We start from the raw sequence: 720 nt of genomic DNA, 5'->3' as shown, positions 1-720 counted from the left end.
CAGCGCTGGCTGCTGACGGAACACCGGGATGTGTATGACAACCGGCTGCGCTTTATTTATAACGAACACCATCAGCTGACGCAGGTTATCCACAGTGACGGACCGATGCTGACGCTGCGTTACAACCTGAACGGGCAACTGACAGCGATTCTCCGCACCGATGAAGGATTACAGGAAGTGATGGCCCGTTATCACTACCACGATGATGGCCGGCTGGCGGAAGCGGACAGCACCCAGCATTTCCACCTGTACTATGAATATAACGCACAGGGCCTGATAAGCCGCTGGTCCGACGGCGACCAGACCTGGGTGGATTACCGCTACGACAGTGAAGGACGCTGTACTGACAGCACCGGCGCCGGCGGCTTCTATCCGGTCCGCCTGGACTATGCGCCCGGCATGACCCGTTCCACCACCCCGCAGGGGCATACCACCGCCTGGCATTACAACGAGCAACAGCAGGTCACGGAAATCCACACCCCGTGCGGCAGTGTGACCCGCTATGAATATGATCGCTGGGGCAATCTGGTCAGACAGATATTACCTATGGGGGAAACCCTGACGCTGACCTGGCTGGCGGATACCGGCCGGGTCACCTCACTGACCGACGCCGCCGGCGCCGTGTGGCAATACAGCTATGATGCTGACAGCCTGCAACTGACCGGCATGACCGACCCGCTGCAACGCACCTGGCTGCCTTTATATGATGAGCAGGGCCAG

Annotated in this window: 1 pseudogene; it reads left to right on the top strand. The window is 59.4% G+C overall.

The annotated features are described in order from the left end of the window. A pseudogene (locus tag V2H77_RS00215) lies at nucleotides 1–720 on the top strand (type IV secretion protein Rhs); the annotation flags it as partial.

Origin of the sequence: Photorhabdus sp. P32, assembly GCF_038085095.1 — a bacterium.
GTDB classification, from domain to species: domain Bacteria; phylum Pseudomonadota; class Gammaproteobacteria; order Enterobacterales; family Enterobacteriaceae; genus Photorhabdus; species Photorhabdus luminescens.
The sequence above is the reverse complement of the archived record's forward strand: the minus strand, read 5'-3'. Positions and strand labels throughout refer to the sequence as shown.